Source organism: Bacteroides sp. AF34-31BH, assembly GCF_003602795.1.
Classification (GTDB): Bacteria; Bacteroidota; Bacteroidia; order Bacteroidales; family Bacteroidaceae; genus Bacteroides; species Bacteroides uniformis.
On sequence record NZ_QTLV01000001.1, the window covers coordinates 709,540 to 726,254 of the forward strand.

The window sequence follows — 16,715 nt, forward strand, 5'->3', positions numbered from 1 at the left end:
AAATGGAAAGCTGAAAATGGAAAACAGTTATGCAGATACGACATGCAATCCATTTTCAACTTTCAGCTTTCAACTATTTAATTAAAGGCATCGATGATACCCTTGAAGTCAGAAACCTTCAAGGCAGCACCACCAATCAGACCGCCGTCAACATCCGGGTTGGCAAACAGTTCCTTTGCATTAGAAGGCTTACAGCTGCCACCATAAAGGATAGAGCAGTTGTCAGCAATTTCCTTACCATACTTTTCAGCAATCAAGGAACGGATGAAAGCGTGGATTTCCTGTGCTTGTTCTGCAGTAGCAGTCTTACCGGTACCGATAGCCCAAACCGGCTCGTAAGCCAAAATAATCTTAGAGAAATCTTCGGCAGACAAAGAGAATACAGAAGCCAGCTGAGCGGCTACCACTTCATTCTGCTTGTTTGCTTCACGTTCTTCCAATACCTCACCGATACAGAAAATCGGAGTCAGACCGTTAGCCAAAGCCAATTTTACTTTTTCTTCCAGAATAGCAACTGTTTCACCATAGTAAGCACGACGTTCAGAGTGACCCAGAATGACATATTTTGCACCAGTAGAAGCAACCATAGCAGCTGATACTTCGCCGGTATATGCGCCTGACTCCTTGTCTGCACAGTTTTCTGCACCTACACCAATCTTGGCAGCGTCTACCAAAGGAGTAACAGATGCCAGGTGGATAAACGGAGTACAGATGATTACATCACAGTTAGGCTTTTCGTTAGCCAATGTTTCATTCAGTTCTTTTGCAAGAGCAATACCCTCTTGGAGGGTTTTGTTCATTTTCCAGTTTCCTGCAACAATGTTTTTTCTCATTTTGTTTTATTATTAAAAGGGTTAATGTATTTACTATTTGACAATTTACTATTTACTATTTGATACTATTGTTGTCTGAGGCGTTGTTTCTCCCGGCGCCTTACGACTAAAATATCGACACAAAGCACCATCATCAGAGGAAGGATGAACCACAGCAACACATAGCCTATTGTTTGTAAGTCACTTTCCTGCTTCTGCTTGCCCAATTCCAACTTGTCCAGGCTATCGGTCAGCACATATTCATCAGGCAGCCGGTTGTCACTCCACTTATTCAAAATTGTTCCGTCCTTTACCAACAGCAAACCGGGATTTGAACGGATAATGGTCTTCAGCGTAATATCATCTGTCTGGCAGAAAGGGTATTCCGCTCCAGTCTTGTCACGCCACAATTCTATCTCGTCTTCCGGAGATGAAGTCAAGGCATAAAAGCCATAACCATGCTCCACACTGTAATCGTATATTTCATTGATAAGGTCGATGTTACTGTCGTCCGCTCCTTCTATCCGATGGGCAACCAGCAGAAACGTATATCCTTTATCCGACAGTACGCTGTCCGTTATATCTTCCCATGTATCCAGACTCATCATGGAAAAATCATGAATGGGAGGTTCATAACCTTTTTCCTTCAGTATCGTACGCGATTCTACAAACGTCCATGTACTGTCCGGATAGTTGTCCAATGTAAATTCCTGACGCTTTCCTCCTTTTTCCAAAATGAACCGGCTTTCAAACACACTTGGTTTAGCACCTTCCGGAATTTCCATGCCCGCCTTGATATTCGCTCCAATTCTGTAAGGTCGGAAATCAAGTATCGGCAAATTCTCCAGGCAATAGAAGGACAACGCAAACACAAATAGAAACGTATACATGGAAATCATCCACTCCATCTTCGGAGTAATGAAACGCACCAGTAAATCCTGCCACTTGAATACAGATACTGCCGCCACCAACAATACTACGTTCTTGCCGAAAGTCTGCCAATTGGTCAATATCCACGCATCACCGAAGCATCCGCAGTCGGATACCGGATTCGCCAAAGCCAGATAAAGTGTTAGCGGAGTCATTACAACCATCAGCAATAATGCCAATACAGATGCCACCTTCCGGCGTATACCCAAAAACAAGAAAACACCTACACTGAACTCTATGGCAGACAACGCTATCCCTACCAGCAAGGGCGCATAAGAAGGAAACCAGGAAATCATGCCGAAAGCCGTCAGGTAATCTTGAATTTTATAGAAGAAACCCAACGGATCAACAGCTTTCACAAATCCGGAAAATATGAACAAAGCCCCCAGCAGAAAACGGCAGAGGTTCACCCAAACTTTCCCGACAATATGTTTCTTGTCAATCTCCAAATTCAATCTTAATTAAGCCGAATACGGAATAGTTAATCATATCCATATAATTGGCATCAATACCTTCCGAAACCAAAGTCTCCCCGGACAAGCTTTCAATCTGCTTTGTCCGGTAAATCTTCATCAATATCAAATCCGTATACGAACTGATACGCATACTACGCCAAGCCTCATCATAATCATGATTTTTGGCAAGCATCAACTCCAAAGAGGTTTTGGCATATTTGTCATACAGCACCAATGCCTCTTCATTGGTCATATCGGCAGCTTCGGCATAACCAAGTTCCAACTGTATCAGCCCTACAATTCCATAGTTGACAATAGCTATGAATTCAGAACGGATGCCTTCGTCTACCAAAGTCACCCCTTTCGTTTCAATACTTCTGATACGGTTGGCTTTGATGAATATCTGATCTGTTACGGAAGACGGACGAAGAATGCGCCACGCCGGACCGTAATCATGAAGTTTCTTAGAGAACAAGTCACGGCAAACCGCAATGACATGTTCAAATTGTTGCTTGGTATCTTTCATTTCCTTTTTTCACAGTGCGCTGCAAAGATAGGAATAATTAAAGAAAAAGAAAAAGAGGGCACTCTAAAATCTATTAAAGTACCCTCTTCTATAGAGATTGTTTACGTTTTTATGAGCAGCGCAATACTTGTCCCGGTCTCAGGATTGTTTTACGCGTAATTCTGTTCAGTTTGCAAAGCTTGTCGATGGAGGTTCCCTGACGTGCTGCAATCCGTCCCAATGTGTCTCCCTTCTTTACCTTATAGAACAGACCTTCACCCGATGCCATGCTACGCGCCGTACCGGAAGAGCCTTTTGTCTTATGGAAAGTATAGGAATCAGCTACGATATCCTGCTTTTCAAAATCAAACATAAGCGCAGGATTGATGGGAATACCCAAGAAACGGGTTTCAAAGTGAAGGTGTGAACCGGTAGAACGTCCGGTATTTCCTCCCAATGCAATCGGTTCGCCGGCTTTTACCAACTGGTTTGTATCAACTAATTGTTTAGACAAGTGTCCGTAAACTGTTTCCAAGCCATTGTCGTGACGAATAACGACGTATTTGCCGTATCCACGACGACCTTGATTCTTGACAACGCGTACTTTTCCATCAAAAGCCGCACGGATTGTATCGCCTACATACACCTTGATATCCAAACCATAATGAGCTCTTCTTCTCCGGGGACGGTAACCGAATACATCTGTGATACGGGTATTGGGAGTAGGCATACAAAAACCGGTCAAATCAAATGTATAGCTCTCAGGCACAATCGCATTGCCATAGGCTTGTACGAATTCGTTATTCCAGTTGGGATACAAATCCAAACCCGGATACAATGATTGTTCCGCACGTATCTGTTTTTGCAAAGCCAGTGAATCTACACTCTTAAGTTTTCTGTCGATGGGGGCCTGGCGGGCAATCAGGTCTTGCGAGAAAGAATTCAAGCTAACCATTGCCGTCGCAGCCAATAAAGCAGTTTTTATCCAATTAAAATTCATCCGTTTCGTCATTCATTTTGATATCCGTTGCAAGCATCTCGGCAAATCAAACACCACTTGTTCTACGCGAATATCCAGATTGATTTTCAAAAATTCTCCCAAAGGTAACATTTCTCTCTGAAAAACGACATCAGTCATTAACTATTTTTTCGAAGAGGAGGAAACTGTAAAGCTCGCAAAGATGTCTTAATCCCCTATAGATAGGAGATTTACAAGCAAACATGTTTTACAACATAAAATGCAATAAAAGTGCATGTTTAACCGTTTTTTCAGCTAATGGCAGCCCAATTAACGTTCGTTTTTCTCAACGCTTTCAGTTGTCGCCACAAGACCTCGTTCTCAGGCAACATGCCATGTGGATCTGCATCCACCACCGTTTGCGCTACTTCACGGACATATTGCAGCAGTTGTCCGTCACGGGCTATATCGGCAATCTTCAGATCGAAAGCAATGCCGCTCTGCTGTGTCCCTTCCAAATCTCCAGGACCACGCAGTTTCAAGTCTGCTTCCGCTATTTCAAAGCCGTCATTAGTCCGCACCATTATCTCCAAACGCTTCCTTGTATCCTCCGCCAACTTGTAGCCGGTAACCAGGATACAATAGGACTGGTCAGCTCCACGTCCTACACGTCCCCGAAGCTGATGAAGCTGGGACAGCCCGAAACGCTCGGCGTTCTCAATCACCATCACCGAAGCATTGGGCACATTTACACCTACCTCAATCACGGTGGTAGCCACCATTATCTGTGCCTCGCCGGATACGAACAATTGCATCTGAGCATCCTTTTCAGCAGGTTTCATCTTTCCATGTACCTTGCAAACCCTACACTCGGGAAACTCTTCACAAACATGCAGATACCCTTCTTCAAGATTCTTCAAGTCAATCTTTTCGCTTTCCTTAATCAGCGGGTAGACAATATAGACCTGCCGGCCTTCGGCAATCTGCTTGTGCATGGACTGATACAAGCTTATCCGACGGCTATCAAACTGATGAAGAGTGACAATCGGTTTACGTCCGGGAGGCAATTCATCGATGACAGACACATCCAAATCGCCATAAAGCGTCATTGCCAATGTACGGGGAATCGGGGTTGCCGTCATCACCAATACATGGGGAGGCTGCACATTCTTTGTCCACAACCGTGCCCGTTGGGCCACACCGAAACGATGCTGCTCGTCAATCACAACCAAACCGAGCGAAGCAAAATTCACCGTATCTTCAATGACGGCATGGGTACCTATCAGTATATGTATGTCTCCCGTCAACAAACCGGCAAGGATAGCTTCGCGCCGCTTGCCCTTAACAGAACCGGTCAACAGTTCCACACGTACCTCCATTCCATACAGCAGCTCACGGATGGTTTCATAGTGCTGGTTTGCCAAAATCTCGGTAGGTGCCATCATGCATGCCTGAAAGCCATTATCGAGCGCCATCAACATACTCATCAGTGCGACAAGCGTCTTTCCACTTCCCACATCCCCTTGCAGCAAGCGGTTCATCTGCTTTCCTGAGCCTACATCCTTACGGATTTCCTTCAATACCCGCTTCTGTGCATTGGTCAGTTCAAAAGGAAGATTACGGGAGTAGAAAGTATTAAACACTTCGCCCACCCTTTCAAAAATATAACCGCGATATTTCCGCTGACGGTCTTTTGCATACCTCAGGATATTCAACTGTACGTAAAAAAGCTCCTCAAACTTCAGGCGATACTGTGCCTTACGCAATAAATCCGGATTAGCGGGAAAGTGTATATTGACCAAAGCTTCCGTCAACGGCATCAGATGATGCTCGGCAAGTATAGCGGGAGAAAGGGTCTCGGGCAACGGCTCACGCAACTGCTGCACCACCGTATTCATCATCTTCTCGATGGCATGCGAATTGAGAGAACTCCGTTTCATCTTTTCAGTCGTATTATAATAAGGTTGTAACCCCATGGACGACAATTTCAAATCCGAAGCAGAGTCTATATCCGGATGAGCCATATTTATTCTACCATTGAAGAAGGTCGGTTTTCCGAACACAATATATTCCTGATGCACTTTATACTTCCCTACCAAATATTTGATGCCCTGGAACCAAACCAGGTCCACTACCCCCGTACCGTCCGAGAAATGAGCTATCAGCCTGCGCTGGCGCCCTTCTCCAGCCGTCTCAAAACTTAGTATTTCACCTTTCAGCTGAATATAGGGCATCGTCCCATCAATCTCCTGAATATAATAAATCCGACTGCGGTCTACATATTTATATGGAAAGTAATATAGCAAATCGTGCAAGGAGTAAATGCCCAATTCCTTATTGAGCACCGAAGCACGCTGCGGCCCGACGCCCGACAAATATTTTATGTCACGCGTGGCTAAATCGAACATGAACCTATCAGAGCTGTGGCTATTTTTAAATCAAAAGGAGTGGTTATTTTAATGTTTTCCCGGTTTCCCGGCGTCAAAAAGACAGATACGCCCAATGCTTCCACCACAGAAGCATCATCGGTAAAATGGGGTGTATAGGGCTGCTCGTATGCCGCTTTCAGCAGTTCCGCATCAAAAACCTGGGGAGTCTGCACCAATCTATAATCATCCCTGCCGACAGTCACACTGCCTTTCCCTCCCATACGGCGAACGGTCTCCACCACACCTATTACCGGAACCACAGCCTTTTTCCCGGCAGCCAAGTCATAACAGCGTGCAATCACTTCCCGGGCTACGAATGGACGTACCCCATCGTGCACACCGACCAAAGCAGGTGTCTTGACCAAAGCCAAACCGTTCTTTACGGAGTGGAACCGCGTCTCCCCTCCATCTGCAATGGCATGCGGCAATGAAAAACAGTACTCCCTGCACAGCTGCCTCCAGTAATCCTGCTGGCTGTGGGGAAGCACCAATATTATCCGTATCTCAGCATTGTAGTCATAAAACGCCTCCAGAGTGCGCATCAAAACAGGTTTCCCCCCTATCGGGAGAAACTGTTTGGGGAGTTCGGTCCCCATGCGCAAGCCCTTGCCACCGGCAACAATCAGAGCATACTGAACCATTTATGATTTATGATTTATGATTTATGATTTTAAATCATAAATCCGTTACGCACATAGCTTCTTTCAGTTCCTGCACCTTCTCTTTGCCTTGCAACAGCTCCACTACGGCCAATGCAAACTCCATGGCAGCGCCCGGTCCTTTACCAGTGATGATATTGCCGTCTCTTTCTACCGGAGCACCCGTACATTCGGCACCTTCCAAATACTGTTCAAAGCCGGGATAGCAAGTAGCCTTCTTGCCTTTCAGCAATCCCAGCTTACCCAATACCATAGGAGCCGCACAAATAGCAGCAATCGGTTTCTGCTCTTGGGCAAAACGCAGTACCAGATTACGCAGTTCTCCACACTTCTCCAAAGTGGACGCACCCGGCATACCGCCAGGCAATAATACAAGCTCTGCATCAAAGAAGTCGCAGTTCACTACATTCTTATCGCACAAGACCGGAACATCGTGTGCTCCCGTCACTATTTCATCAGGGGTTACCGTCACCATTTCTACGTTCAGTCCGGCGCGTCTCATCACATCCACAGAAGTAAAAGCTTCTATTTCTTCAAATCCGTCGGCAAAAAAAACATAAACTGTACCCATAATTGTTCCTCCTCTTATTTTAGATTAAAATAATACGTTATTGTTCCCGTCTGATTGTTCAAGCCGCTTACCGCATTGAAACGGGCTTTCTTGGCAGCATCCTCTGCCGCTTTCCGCAATGCGGGATTGACGGTATTGGTCTGGCGGTTGATGCTGGTTGCTATCACATGTCCGGCAGGGTTCACTGTGATGGTCACCACAACCCTACCTTCATCCTGCACATTATATACCGGCCGCGGCAATCCGCCCTCACCAAGAGAACGTCCGCCCAAATTAAACGAGCCGTAGCCTCCCGTACCCGAAGTGGCTCCGGACGGAGCATTTCCCGTAGGACTTCCTTGAATACCTTCGCCTTCCGTATCGCCTTTACTACCCATTTGGGCACCTTTGCCAAAAGCGCCAGCTACCCGTTTACGGGCAGCTTCCTCGGCTTCCTTACGTTCCCGTTCGGCTTTTGCCGCTGCCAGTTTGCGGGCCTCTTCCGCTTTTTCGGCTTCCGTCTTTTCCGGTTTCTTCACCTCCTCCTTTTTCTTGGGTTCGGCTTTGGGCTTTATGGCAACGGTTTCTTCAGTTTCCTGCGTAATGATGTCCTGCTCCACCGTTTCCTGCACCTGAGGAGCGGTTTCCTCCGGCATGACATCCACCTTTACTAAAGAAGGGTCGGCAGCGCCCAGTGCATCGGGCACCTCTCCCAGCATAACGGGTACACCGCCTTCTTCCGAGGGTTCCGGCGGTGTGAATCCTACCAGTATCAGAAGGGCAATAATGGCAACATGCACCACAAGTGCACCTGCCATACCTATATATTTTCCTTTCTTCTTCCGATTCACCATTGCATTTACAATTTAGCCATGTACAATGTACGATTTAGTTTTCCGGTGGTCGTGTAGCCAGCACCATCTTGAATTTATTCTCGTTTGCAATGTTCAGCACCTTCACGATTTCCCGGTAAGGCACTGTTTCGTCAGCATACAAAGCTATATACATTTCAGGCTCCCTCTCCGCACACGATTGTAGGAAAGGAGTCAATTCTTCAAGCGTCAGAGACAGTTCCTTGTCATTGCCAAAAGCAGCATAATAATTCAGATTCTTATCTATGATGACTCTTGTCAAAGGCTTTGCAGAAGTCTGTTGCTTTCCCTGCGGCAGCAGTACCTTGATAGCATTGGGCGATACCATGGTAGATGTTATCATAAAGAAAATCAGCAGCAGGAAAATCAGGTCCGTCATGGACGCCATACTGAAATTGGGTGATATTTTAGCTCTACGTTTTAACACGCCTTTAAGTTTTAATTCTTAATTCTTTAATTAATCATTTCGCCGGTTCGTTCAACAAATCCATGAATGCCATTGTCTTGGCTTCCATCTTGTTGACCACGCCATCTATCAATGTCACCAGGTAATTGTAGGCAAACATAGCTATGATACCGACTATCAAACCGCCCACCGTAGTAATCATCGCCTCATAAATACCACCGGAAAGCAACGTTATATCAATATTATTTCCGGCATTTGCCATTTGCCAAAATGCACGTACCATACCCGTCACCGTGCCAAGGAAGCCTAGCATAGGAGCGCCACCGGAAATCGTGGCCATAATCGTCATTCCCTTCTCCAGTTTGGCAACCTCAATATTACCCACATTCTCGATGGCAGCCTGCACATCGTTCACCGGGCGTCCCAAACGGCTGATACCCTTTTCAATCATACGGGCCGAGGGAGTATCCACACTGCGACAATAAGCAATGGCAGCTTTCAATTCCCCACCCAAAATATAATCCTTTATCTTATCCATGAACTGGGGGTCTTCTTTCCCCGCCTTCCGGATAACATAGTTGCGTTCGAACAAGATGTAAAAGCAAAGTACGGACATCAAGCCCAGGACAACCATAATCCAGCCGCCCTTGACGGCCATGCTCCATAAGTTCATTTCGTCGGAAGCGTTTACTTGTGTCAGTACCGGATTGGCACCTGCAATAGAGTCAGTCAGTGCCGGAGCCACTTGGGCCAATAACAACATTACATTCATCAGCGAAGACAGTTTTTATATTCCTTGACCGTACGCTCCAATCCCAGATACAGCGCGTCACTAATCAGCGCATGCCCGATGGACACCTCGTCCAGCCACGGAATGTTTTGATAAAAATAATTCAGATTCACCAGGCTCAGGTCATGTCCGGCATTCAGCCCCAGGCCTAAGCTGCGGGCCACCTTGGCAGCCTCGACAAAAGGAGCTACAGCCGCTTCCCGTCCTTTGGGATAAGCCGTAGCATAAGGTTCCGTATATAGCTCCACGCGGTCGGCACCGGCTTTGGCAGCATATTCTATCATTTCGGCATCGGTGGAAACAAATACGGAAGTACGGATACCAGCATTGTTGAACTCATCCAACACTTCGTTCAAGAAGTCAAAATGGGTCTTGGTATCCCAGCCTGCGTTTGAAGTCAGCTGTGTAGGGCTGTCGGGCACCAAAGTTACCTGATGCGGTTTCACCTTCAAGACCAAATCCATAAATTCGGGTGCAGGATACCCCTCGATATTGAACTCTGTCCGCAGCAACGGCCGCAAATCATATACATCCTTACGGCGGATATGCCTCTCGTCAGGACGGGGATGCACCGTAATGCCATCAGCACCAAAGTCTTCACAATCCAGCGCTACCTTCACAACATTCGGGACATCACCTCCACGGGCATTGCGCAGCGTTGCCACCTTATTTATATTAACGCTTAATCTAGTCATAATTCGGTTTATAGTTTGGGACAAAAGTACAAATAATAGTTATATATTGGCAGCATTCTGAGAAAAAAATAGCATCTTTGCACTTCAATCCAACAGAATTGATTATGAAATTTGCCATATTCGGAAATACCTACCAAGCAAAGAAATCCTCGCATGCAGAAAACCTCTTCCGGTTGCTCGGACAGCATAATGCACAGCTCTGCATCTGCCGGGAATTCCATCACTTCCTGACTGCCGATTTACATTTAAACATACCTGACGCCGAATTGTTTGACGGAGATGATTTCTGTGCCGACATGGTTATCAGCATCGGTGGCGACGGCACTTTCCTAAAAGCAGCCAGCCGTGTAGGAAAGAAGAATATCCCCATATTGGGCATCAATACCGGCCGGCTGGGTTTCCTTGCCGACATCTCACCGGAAGAGATGGAAGAGACCTTCGATGAAATCTACAATAATCACTATAAGGTGGAAGAGCGTAGTGTACTGCAACTGAGGTGCGACGATGAACGCTTGATGCAATCCCCTTACGCCCTCAATGAGATAGCCGTATTGAAGCGGGACAGTTCGTCCATGATCAGTATCCACGCCGCCATCAATGGCGCTCCGTTGACCACTTATCAAGCTGACGGCCTGGTTATCTCCACACCTACCGGTTCCACCGCCTACTCACTCAGCGTCGGCGGTCCGGTCATTGTGCCCCACAGTAAAACCATCGCCATCACCCCGGTGGCTCCACACAGCCTCAACGTCCGTCCCATCGTCATTTGTGACGACTGGGAAATTACACTTGATGTGGAAAGCCGCAGCCACAACTTCTTGGTTGCCATCGACGGCCGTAGCGAGTCCTGCAAAGAAACGACCCGGTTGCACATCTCACGTGCCGACTATAGCATAAAGGTAGTGAAACGGTTCAACCATATTTTCTTTGATACCCTTCGCAATAAACTAATGTGGGGGGCGGACATCAGATAAGCCTATATCACTTCATTCACTCCAGCAGGATAACCTATTCACTCCAGCAGGATAACTTATTTACCTCAGTGGGGAACTCCATTTACCCCAGGATGTAACTACCTTTACCCCGATATGTAACGGCCTTTACCCCGGTGTGTAACGGCCTTTACCCCGGTGTGTAAAGAGTCTTTCCCCGGCATGTAACGTCTTTTACATAAGGATGTAACAACGCTGTAAATGTAATGTATTGACAATAAGTTCCTAAACCCATCCATCAGTTTACCACTTCTTATACTGCAAATGACTATTTCTGCCATCCTCCTTCATCGTGGAATATAGAATTAAATAATAATCACACAAAGTATATTTTCAGCAAAAAACTTTTAAATAAATAATAAAAACACCACCTTTGTAGTTCATTCTTTCAGAGTCTATGTGGAATAGTACTTTACTATACAAAGACACTACCATTCAGAATGCGTAAATGTAAGATGAATCAATATGCAGAAAGAAAATGATACTTTATTGGTAGCCAAGTTGAGAGAAGGCAATAAATTTGCCTTTGAAGCATTGTACGAAAAATACAGTGCCAGGCTGTACAACACCATCGTCCTTCTCGTATATGACAAATCATTAGCCAAAGACATCACCCAAAGCAGCTTCATGACGATATGGGAAAAACGCAGTAATCTGGATACCGAGAAAAGTTTTCCGGCATATCTATGCACCATCGCACGCAACATGGTATACAAAGAAACCGAACGAAGATTATTACACAACAAATTTGTAGAAAACAAGCTGAAAACAGAAGCAGAGGCTATCGAGGAAGATACGATGGATATGGACGTCTCCATCATTGAAAAACAGATAGAGCAACTTCTGCAAAGCCTGCCAGAAGTTTCACGGGAAGTCTTTCAGCTGAAAAGAGCAGGAAAACTGTCCAACAAGGAAATCGCCTCACAGCTAGATTTGACGGAACGTGCCGTAGAGGCTCATTTCTACCGTACTATGAAACTACTGAAAGAAGAATTACGCAAATTCATCATGCTTTTCCTCTCCTTCTACTTTCTAAATAATTGTTAAAGCACGAAAATCCGTGAGTGTTTTGGCAGGCATACAGATATATACTACAGAACATGGATAAAAAAGACAGTCATATTGAACTTTTGGATCGTTTCTTTCGAGGACTGACCAGCCCTGAAGAAGATGTACAGTTGAAATCATGGATTAAGCGACCGGATTTTCAACAGAAATTTTCCGCATACTATCAGCAATGCTGGGCACTGGCTCCGGACACGATGGACAAAGCCGTACAAAATGAAATGTTCACCGAACTTTTAAGCCAGATAGACGCAAGTTCCACCACGGAAACGAAGGTCCTGAAAACAAGGAACCGTTTCCTGCGTCAGATTGGGCGCTATGCTGCAGTTGCCTGCATCATATTGGCAGTGGGAAGCGGAGCCTATTATGCAGGAGTCAAACGACCGGCCGATGACGCCAATACAGAAGTCACCATGTCCGTATCCAACGGGCAGAAGGCCGACATCATTTTGGCTGACGGCACAAAGGTCTACATCAATTCTGATTCAAGAATTGTATATGACAACACTTACAACAAGAAAACACGTATGGTCTCCCTGGAAGGAGAGGCCTATTTTGAAGTTGCAAAGGACAAGGAAAAGCCTTTCATCGTGAAAGCAAATGGCATCAATGTACAAGCGTTAGGTACAAGCTTCAATATACGTGCACATAAAGACGATAAATCAGTAGCTGTAAGCCTGATAAGTGGAAAGGTTAAAGTAGACGACGGCAGACACGAGGCATATATGAAGCCAAACGAAAGGCTCGTTTGCAACCTGACCAATGGACAGTTCGAAAAAAGCGAGCTTCATCCTAATGCAAGTTATTTGCTATGGAGAAGCAATGAACTAGCGTTCTACGGTGAATCTTTTGAAGAAATTTGTACCATGCTTACACGAATGTATAATTGCAAATTTATATTCAAAAACGAGAAAGTAAAACAATATACTTATCACGGCATCATCAAGAATAGCAGTTTGAATAATGTATTAGAATACATCAGCCAAGCTGGCGGCATTAATTACAAAATAAAATCTGATAATACGATCGTAATATATTAGTAGTGTTTAATAAACTCTTTATGTTAACTTAAAAAGGAAAATATGGAATAGATTTTATAAACTTTTTACTTCATCAAACACAACTGCCAGCTTTCGGCAGCAAAATAAAATTCTAGTTTAAACATTCACGAGAAATTCGTCATAAGTTACTCTAATATCTTATTAGAGCAGGTCTTTGGTACGCCTTTCTCAAAATAAAAAACAATTAATCTAATATTATTAGACATGAGACAAAACAAAATGATTATGCGGTCTTTAGTACTGCTGGGTGCCCTGTTTTTCTGGGGAAACAGCTTCGCCCAAATCAGTTTATCTGTAAACAAGCAGACCATCAAGCAGATTATACCGCAAATTGAAAAAGCTAGCGGTTATAACGTATTCTACACAGACAAACTTCCCAATCTTGAAACAAAAAAGGATTTAAATGTATCAAATGCTTCACTTGAGGCCGTATTGAAAGAATTATTTAAAGGAACGAAAATCTCCTTTGAAATAAAAGCAAACAAGCAGATTTTGCTGTTCCAGCAAACCAACAAATCTGTAGGTGCTAAAAAGAAAGTAACCGGTAGAATCGTAGACGAAAATGATGAGCCGCTTATCGGAGCTTCCGTTATTATCAAAGGCTCTACACAAGGAACAATAACCAACATTGACGGTGAATATACATTGGAAGATGTGCCGGAGAAAGCTACTCTAACCGTTTCTTACGTAGGCTATATACCGGCATCTGTTGCTGTCAACGGTAAAAACGCAATCAATGTAGTGCTGCAAGAAGATTCAAAGACTTTGGAAGAAGTTGTTGTTATCGGTTATGGTACCGTAAAAAAGAAAGACTTGACCGGTGCAGTAGGTTCTGTGGGAGGTGCAGAAGTAGCCGCCCGTAAAACAACTTCCCTTTCCACCGCTTTGCAAGGAACCATCCCAGGGTTAATGGTAACCCGTAACAATAATGCGCCTGGTGCAAATGCAGACAAGATATATGTACGTGGTATCACAACCATCGGGAATTCAGATCCTCTGGTTATCGTTGATGGAGTGCCTGGTGACATCAATTCAGTAAATGCCAACGACGTTGAGAGCATTTCTGTATTGAAAGATGCTGCTTCCGCTGCTATCTATGGTTCTCGTGCCGCTGCCGGCGTTATTCTTGTCACCACCAAAAGAGCCAGTGACAAGGAACTGTCATTGACCTATAACGGTGAATTCGGTTGGGAAATACCTACCGCAGAGCCTGAGGTTGTAGGCGTGCAACGTTTTCTGGAAATGGCTAATGAATTACGATATACAGATAATCCGGACGGTGGCAAATACCAAGCCTATTCAGAAGATCAAGTTAATAACTGGGTGAAAAACAATGCAACCAATCCCAACCAGTATCCTATAACCGACTGGCAAGATCTGATTCTTGAGAAATCCGCAACCCGTCAAAGTCACAGTATCCACCTTTCAGGCGGTAGCAAGGTTGTTAAGACCAAAGCATCCTTGGCGTATGATGAAGTAGGCGGTCTGTACGGTGACCGTTATTTCCAACGCTATACATTACGTGTAAACAATGACTTCAACATTACCCAAAAGTTAAGTGCTACATTGGACTTCAATGTTAAGCGCACTAAACACCACATGCCGCAATTCACTCCATTCGGAATGATGCGCTACATGCCTGCTATTTATGCAGGAGTATGGGATGACGGCCGTATAGCTGAAGGCAAATCGGGAGCCAACCCTTATGGATTGATGAAATTGGGTGGTACAACAGAAAAATGGTACACAGCATTGGGCGGTAAAGCATCTATTGATTTCAAGCCTTTTGACGGATTTAAAATTTCAGCAATCGTTGCTCCTCGCTTTAATTACGACAAGTTCAAAACATTCAAGAAAGCAGCCAGCTATACATTGGCAGATGATCCCAATACAATAGGGGGATACTTAGATAACAGCGGACTATACAACACAACCAAACTCTCAGAAACCCGCAATGACAGCTACAATGTCACTACGCAATTAATAGTAAACTATGCAAAGAAGTTTGCCGGAAAACATGACATCAACCTAATGGCAGGTTACGAAAACTATTACGAATATATTGAAGAATTAGGTGCTGACAGAGACGGATACGTTCTCACGAACTTTCCATACCTCAATAATGGACCTAAAGATTTAATTGGCAACTCTGGAAAAGGAAAAGAGTACGCTTATCGTTCCTACTTCGGACGTGTCATGTACAGCTATGCCGACAGATATTTATTCCAGGCCAATATACGTCATGACGGCTCATCACGTTTTGCAAAGAAACACAGATGGGGTACATTCCCTTCCTTCTCTGCCGGTTGGGTACTCAGCGAAGAAAATTTCATGAAGAATCTTAATTGGGAATGGCTGTCATTCTTGAAGATTAGAGCTACATGGGGAGCATTGGGTAATGAACGTATTGGCGATTTTCCATATATGTCAACCATTGCATTTGGGAACACTATTTTCTATCAAAACAACGGTATTTATTTTGACCAAACTGCATCTCAACAGAAATATGCCATTGAAAATGTAACATGGGAGAAAACTGAATCTACAGACATTGGGTTAGACATTTCTTTCTTGAACAACCGCTTACGTGTGAACGGTGACTATTACTGGAAAAATACTAAAGACATGCTATTAGCAATGGCTATCCCTGATTTTCTAGGATTCTCTGACCCAGACGTCAATGCCGGCAAAATGTCAACCAAAGGTTATGAATTGAATGTCAGCTGGAATGACCACATCGGTGACTTCAGCTACGGAATAGCCATTAACTTCTCTGACTTCACCTCCAAAATGGGGGATTTACAAGGAACCCAATTCCTCGGTGACAAAGTTAAAATGGAAGGCAGTGAATTCAATGAGTGGTATGGCTATGTTAGCGATGGTCTTTTCCTGACAGAAGAAGACTTAAAGAATTCTCCCAAAATCAATGATAAGAACACTCAATTGGGCGATATTAAATACAAAGACATATCTGGTCCTGACGGTGTACCTGACGGAAAGATTTCTCCTGAATATGACCGAGTATTACTAGGCAGCTCATTACCCCATTTCCTATATGGTGGTAATATCAATTTGGGCTACAAAAATTTTGACCTTTCATTGGCATTCCAAGGTGTCGGAAAACAAAATGCACGCTTGGCAAGAGAAATGGTAGAACCATTCCGTAACAATTACGGGAATTTCCCCGCCATCATTGATGGAAACTATTGGAGTCCTTATAATACGGACGAACAAAACGCAGTTGCCAAATATCCTCGTCTAACCCATGTAAACAAAAGTTCCAACTATGCCATGTCAGATTATTGGCTGTTCAACGGAGGTTATTTCCGTCTCAAAAATATAACTTTAGGCTATACATTCCCTAAAGAATGGATGAACGCAATAGGTATCAAAGGTGCACGCATTTATGCCAGTGCTTCCGATCTATTCTGTTTGAGCAAATATCCGAAAGGATGGGACCCTGAAATGGGAGTAAGTGAATATCCTATCACAACATCTATATTGTTAGGCGTATCTGTTAACTTTTAAAAGAAAGA

Annotated in this window: 15 protein-coding genes; 4 read left to right on the forward strand and 11 right to left on the reverse strand. The window is 44.4% G+C overall.

Translation table 11 applies throughout. From position 1 onward, the window contains the following. Positions 1-77: 77 nt before the first annotated feature. From tpiA to DWZ67_RS03085, 11 genes are all read right to left on the reverse strand, one after another. Entirely contained in the window at positions 78-833 is a 756-nt protein-coding gene (gene tpiA, locus DWZ67_RS03035; protein ID WP_005829974.1) for a triose-phosphate isomerase, read from the reverse strand. A 65-nt stretch (positions 834-898) separates the two neighbouring features. Further along, the gene (locus tag DWZ67_RS03040; protein ID WP_005829971.1) at positions 899-2,191 is read right to left on the reverse strand and encodes a BT_3928 family protein; all 1,293 of its coding nucleotides are present in this window, start codon (positions 2,189-2,191) and stop codon (positions 899-901) included. Beyond that, complete coding sequence (locus DWZ67_RS03045; RefSeq protein ID WP_005829969.1) at positions 2,181-2,723, reverse strand: DUF1599 domain-containing protein; 543 nt, start codon at positions 2,721-2,723, stop codon at positions 2,181-2,183. Before DWZ67_RS03045 ends, DWZ67_RS03040 begins: the two co-directional genes overlap by 11 nt. A 109-nt stretch (positions 2,724-2,832) precedes the next feature. Further along, positions 2,833-3,702, reverse strand: a complete 870-nt coding sequence (locus DWZ67_RS03050; protein WP_005837478.1) for a M23 family metallopeptidase — start codon at positions 3,700-3,702, stop codon at positions 2,833-2,835. A gap of 269 nt (positions 3,703-3,971) precedes the next feature. After that, on the reverse strand, positions 3,972-6,068 hold the full coding sequence (gene recG, locus DWZ67_RS03055) for an ATP-dependent DNA helicase RecG (protein ID WP_005829964.1): 2,097 nt from the start codon (positions 6,066-6,068) through the stop codon (positions 3,972-3,974). Then, a complete protein-coding gene (locus DWZ67_RS03060) occupies positions 6,056-6,730 on the reverse strand; it encodes a 2-C-methyl-D-erythritol 4-phosphate cytidylyltransferase (RefSeq protein ID WP_005829961.1) in 675 nt (224 codons plus the stop codon). The genes recG and DWZ67_RS03060 overlap by 13 nt, the downstream gene beginning before the upstream one ends. 34 nt (positions 6,731-6,764) lie before the next feature. After that, complete coding sequence (locus tag DWZ67_RS03065) at positions 6,765-7,319, reverse strand: DJ-1 family glyoxalase III (RefSeq protein WP_005829959.1); 555 nt, start codon at positions 7,317-7,319, stop codon at positions 6,765-6,767. A gap of 14 nt (positions 7,320-7,333) precedes the next feature. Next, a complete protein-coding gene (locus DWZ67_RS03070; RefSeq protein WP_005829957.1) occupies positions 7,334-8,152 on the reverse strand; it encodes a TonB family protein in 819 nt (272 codons plus the stop codon). 34 nt (positions 8,153-8,186) lie between these two features. After that, positions 8,187-8,597, reverse strand: a complete 411-nt coding sequence (locus tag DWZ67_RS03075) for an ExbD/TolR family protein (protein WP_005833355.1) — start codon at positions 8,595-8,597, stop codon at positions 8,187-8,189. Positions 8,598-8,631: 34 nt separating this feature from the next. Continuing rightward, positions 8,632-9,348, reverse strand: coding sequence for a MotA/TolQ/ExbB proton channel family protein (locus DWZ67_RS03080; protein ID WP_005829951.1), 717 nt, complete (start codon positions 9,346-9,348; stop codon positions 8,632-8,634). Then, on the reverse strand, positions 9,348-10,061 hold the full coding sequence (locus DWZ67_RS03085) for a pyridoxine 5'-phosphate synthase (protein ID WP_005829949.1): 714 nt from the start codon (positions 10,059-10,061) through the stop codon (positions 9,348-9,350). The genes DWZ67_RS03080 and DWZ67_RS03085 overlap by 1 nt, the downstream gene beginning before the upstream one ends. A 104-nt stretch (positions 10,062-10,165) precedes the next feature. On the opposite strand from DWZ67_RS03085, the gene DWZ67_RS03090 reads away from it, so the two are divergent. From DWZ67_RS03090 to DWZ67_RS03105, 4 genes are all read left to right on the forward strand, one after another. Further along, entirely contained in the window at positions 10,166-11,035 is an 870-nt protein-coding gene (locus DWZ67_RS03090) for an NAD kinase (protein WP_005829945.1), read from the forward strand. 483 nt (positions 11,036-11,518) lie between these two features. Further along, positions 11,519-12,100, forward strand: a complete 582-nt coding sequence (locus DWZ67_RS03095) for an RNA polymerase sigma factor (protein WP_005829818.1) — start codon at positions 11,519-11,521, stop codon at positions 12,098-12,100. A gap of 53 nt (positions 12,101-12,153) precedes the next feature. Further along, complete coding sequence (locus tag DWZ67_RS03100) at positions 12,154-13,158, forward strand: FecR family protein (RefSeq protein ID WP_120138102.1); 1,005 nt, start codon at positions 12,154-12,156, stop codon at positions 13,156-13,158. Positions 13,159-13,383: 225 nt separating this feature from the next. Next, on the forward strand, positions 13,384-16,707 hold the full coding sequence (locus tag DWZ67_RS03105; protein WP_005833362.1) for a TonB-dependent receptor: 3,324 nt from the start codon (positions 13,384-13,386) through the stop codon (positions 16,705-16,707). The last annotated feature ends 8 nt before the right edge of the window (positions 16,708-16,715 follow it).